General features: G+C 72.9%; 2 protein-coding genes. Both read left to right on the top strand.

Features of this window, described 5'->3' with window-relative positions:
* A partial coding sequence (locus AC31A1_RS48780) for a gamma-glutamyltransferase (protein WP_489659490.1) occupies positions 1-1,575 on the top strand: 1,575 nt, incomplete at its 5' end.
* The coding region (locus tag AC31A1_RS48775; protein ID WP_489659489.1) for a primary-amine oxidase at positions 1,572-3,455 on the top strand (1,884 nt) is incomplete at its 3' end. The genes AC31A1_RS48780 and AC31A1_RS48775, both read left to right, overlap by 4 nt.

The raw sequence follows: 3,455 nt of genomic DNA, 5'->3' as shown, positions 1-3,455 counted from the left end.
CTCCCGCACCGTGCTCCTCCCGAGGGACGCCGCGTGACAGCCGCCTCCCCGCTGATCCTGGCCGCGCCGCACCCGGCGGCGCTGACAGCGGGCCGCCGCGCGGCCCAGCGAGGCGGCAACGCCGTGGACGCGGCGCTGGCGGCAGCCGCCGCCCTCACCGTCGTCTACCCCCACCAGTGTTCCCTGGGCGGCGACTTGATCGCCCTCGTGCACGCCCCCGGTGGTTCGGTGCGCGCGGTGATCTCGGCGGGGGCCGCGGCAGAGGCCGTAGACGTCGATGCGCTGCGCGCCGCCGACCGGCGGATGCCCGCGCAGGGGCCGCAGACGGTGACCGTGCCCGGTGTGGTGGCGGGCTGGGCGGCGCTCGCCGACGCCCACGGCACGCCAGGTGCCCTGGCCGAGGCGCTGCGGGACGCCGCCGAACTGGCCGAGAGCGGGGCCACCGTGTCGGCCGGTCTGGCGCGCGCCATCCGTGAGCGGGCCCCGCAGATCGGCGCGGACCCCGGGCTCACCACACTGCTGACCGGCCCCGACGGCGCGCCGCTCAACGAGGGCGACCCGCTCCCCCAACCCCAACTGGCCGTCGTGCTACGGGCACTCGCCGACGATCCGTCGTCCTTCTACCGGGGCGCGATCGCCGAGGCGCTGGCGGCCGGGCTGCGCCGGGCCGGAAGTGCGCTCACCGCGAGCGATCTCGCGGCCCATCAGGCGGAGAGCGTCGAGCCGTTGACGCTGGACGTGGCCGGAACTCGCTGGTGGACCGCCCCGCCGCCGAGCCAGGGGGCGAGTCTGCTGGCCGTACTGGAGACCGCCGCGTCGGCGGCGAAACTGTCCGAGCCGGAGCGTACCGGCGCGCTGGCCGCTCGCTGCCAAGATGCCTCGGCAGCACGGGACTTGCTGCTGGGTGACCCGCTCGGCCCCTCGCCCATCGACCTGGACGGACTGCTGCGCCCGGCTCCGCTCGCCGGTGCGCGACCGCCCGAGCCGTCCTTCCGGCCCGCCGGGGACACCGTCGCGATCACCGCCGTGGACGCGTCCGGGCTGGCCGTCTCGCTGATCCAGAGCGTCTACCAGACCTTCGGCGCCGGCATCTGCGAACCGGAGACGGGCATCGTGCTGCACAACCGGGGTTCGGCGTTCAGCCTCCTCCCTGGCCATCCCGCCCTCATAGGCCCTGGTCTACGGCCACCGCACACCCTGTGCCCCGTGCTCGGCCGGTCCGCCGAACTGCTGCTCGCGGCCGGTTGCCAGGGCGGTCGGGCGCAGCCGCAGATCCTCGCCCAGACCGTGCCCGGCCTGATGGACCCGGCCGCCGATCCGGTCGCCGTCCTCGACCGGCCGCGCTGGGTGATCGGCGCCCGCGACATCGGCTACGAGGCGCCGACCTTGCTGGCCGAGCCCGGGTCCGTTCCGGCGGGCGTGTTCCCGTCGGGGGTTCCGGTCGTCGTGGCGCCGGGCCGTACCGATCTGGCCGGTCACACCCAGGCCGTACGACTGTCCGCCACCGGCCAGTTGGACGGCGCCTCCGATCCCCGCGCCGACGGCGGCATCGTCTTGGAAGGAAACCCGCTGTGAGCACTCTCGCCCCCGAACCCGTACCGGCCGACGCACCCCACCCGCTGGACCCGCTCACCGTCACCGAACTGGCCACCGCAGTAAGCGTGTTGAGAGCCGACACCCGGGTTCCCGACGACGCGCGCTTCTGGGGTGTGGCGCTGGACGAGGACCACGCCCGGCGTGCCGCGCCCGGGGACAACCGGCGAGCCCGCGCGGTCGTGTTCTCCACCTCCGCGCGCCACGCGTTCGAGGTCGATCTCGAACTCGGCGACAAGCCGCAGACCACCGCCTGGCGGGAGTTGGACGTCCGCAGTCCGGGCTGTTCCTCCGAAGAGGCCCGGCAGGCCGCGGCCGCCTGTCGGGCTGACCCGCGCTTCCGGGAGGCGCTGGCGCTGCGCGGGATCCACGACGTGTCGCTGGTGATGGTGGACCCGGAGTCCATCGGCGGATTCGAGCCGACCGAATACGCGGGCCGCCGGCTGACCTGGGGCAGCGTCTGGCACCGCGTCTCCGAGGACGACAACGGCTACGCACGCCCGGTGCAGGGCGTGGTGCCGATCATCGACATGGAGACCATGGAGATCCTGCACATCGAGGATCACGGGGTGGTGCCGCTGTCGGAGGAGTCGGGCGTGTTCGCGGCCGGGACGGTGGCCGAGCGACCGGGGCTGAAGCCGCTGGAGGTCGTCCAGCCGGAGGGGCCGAGCTTCACCGTCACCGGTCAGGGGATCGACTGGCAGGGGTGGTCGGTGCGGGTCGGCTTCAGTCATCGCGAGGGGCTCGTGCTGCACAACCTCTCCTTCGCCGCGGCGGGGAAGGGTCCTCGGCAGGTGATCCGGCGTGCGGCCGTCAACGAGATGTACGTCCCGTACTTCGACACCGCCTCCACCCAGTACCGCAAGAACTTCTTCGACTGGGGCGAGTACGGCGCGGGCCCGCTCACCAACTCCCTTGCCCTGGGCTGCGATTGCCTCGGTGTCATCCAGTACTTCGACGTGGCGGTGCTCGGCGGCGACGGCGTCCCCCGGCTCATCCCCAACGCCGTGTGCGTGCACGAGGAGGACGACGGGATCCTGTGGAAGCACCACGACGGGCGCACGGGCCGTACGGAGGTGCGCCGTTCGCGCCGGCTGATCATCTCGGCGTTCGCCACCGTCGCCAACTACGACTACGGCTTCTACTGGTCGCTGTACCAGGACGGTTCGGTGATGCTGGAGATCAAGATGACCGGCATCCTCTCCGCCACCGGCGTCGAGGAGGACGAGGCGACGCCGTACGCACGCCGGGTCGCGCCGAACGTAGCGGTCACCAATCACCAGCACTTCTTCAGCGTCCGCCTCGACATGGCGGTGGACGGCGATCCCAACCGGCTGGTGGAGGTCACCGCCGAGCACGAGCCCGACCCGGTGCTCGACCCGTACGGCAACGCGGCCAGGACCGTGCTGCGGCCGATCCTCAGCGAGGCGGAGGGCGCCCTGCGCACCGATCCGTCCCGCGGGCTGCACTGGCGGGTGGAGAGCACCGAGTCGCGTAACCGGATGGGTGAACCGACCGCGTACCGCGTGCACTTGGAGAACACGGCGGTGCTGCCGGTGCGCGAGGACAGTGTGTGCGCACGCCGAGCCCCGTTCGTGGGGCGGCAGTTGTGGGCCACGGCCTATGACGCGGACCGGCGGTTCGTCGGCGGCGAATACCCCAACCAGGCCGAGCCGGGCGCGGACGGCGTCCACAAGTGGCAGGAGGAGAACCGGTCGTTGGACGGCACGGACCTCGTGCTGTGGGCCACCATCGGCTCGCACCACTTCCCGCGTCCGGAGGAGTGGCCGGTGATGCCGGTGGCCAAGGCCCGGCTGCGCCTGGAGCCGGACGGCTTCTTCGACCGCAACCCGGCCCTGGAC

This window comes from Streptomyces sp. P5F9 (assembly GCF_057961495.1).
Note: the sequence above shows the minus strand (reverse complement) of the source record. Positions and strands in the feature narration are given on the sequence as shown.